This window comes from Streptomyces fulvoviolaceus (assembly GCF_000718165.1).
Classification (GTDB): Bacteria; Actinomycetota; Actinomycetes; order Streptomycetales; family Streptomycetaceae; genus Streptomyces; species Streptomyces fulvoviolaceus.
In genome coordinates this window covers 1-450 of record NZ_JOEY01000172.1, presented here as the reverse complement: position 1 = coordinate 450, position 450 = coordinate 1, and the positions used below count along the sequence as shown (strand labels likewise).

Sequence of the window (450 nt, the reverse complement as noted above, 5' to 3'; positions counted from 1 at the left end):
ATGCTGACCTCGCCGTCCGGGCTGATGCGGAGGGTCTCGTTGCCGTGGCGCTTGCCGGACTCGCCGTCGGCCTGCAGGAACCAGCGCGATGCTTCCCACCGTCGGCGCCAGTCGGCCTCGGTGAGCTGCGTGGTGGGCAGCTGGTGCCGGGTAACCGGCCAGTCGTTTCCCGCCGCGTACGACGTGCACGGTCCCGGCCTCCCGGTCGGCCCGCTCACGCTCCAGCCGGTCCTCCAGCACCTGCAGGCGACGCGTTTTGGCGTGCCACTCCCGCCTGCTGCGGTAACCGCCCGGCGCCTTCTTCGAGCCTTGCGCGCCGACCGGCAGCGCCAGCCGGTGCGCGATCGTCCGGATCCCCGCCTCAAGAGACCGGAGGTGGGCGAGCTGGCCACGCCGGGCGAGCGCCCACTGATCATGCGTGGCCTTGGTGATCGAACCCGCCCACCGGGA

The 450-nt window shown here is 72.4% G+C and carries 1 pseudogene; it reads right to left on the bottom strand.

The features are described 5' to 3' along the window. Nucleotides 1-450: pseudogene (locus IG08_RS58665) on the bottom strand (IS200/IS605 family accessory protein TnpB-related protein); the annotation flags it as partial.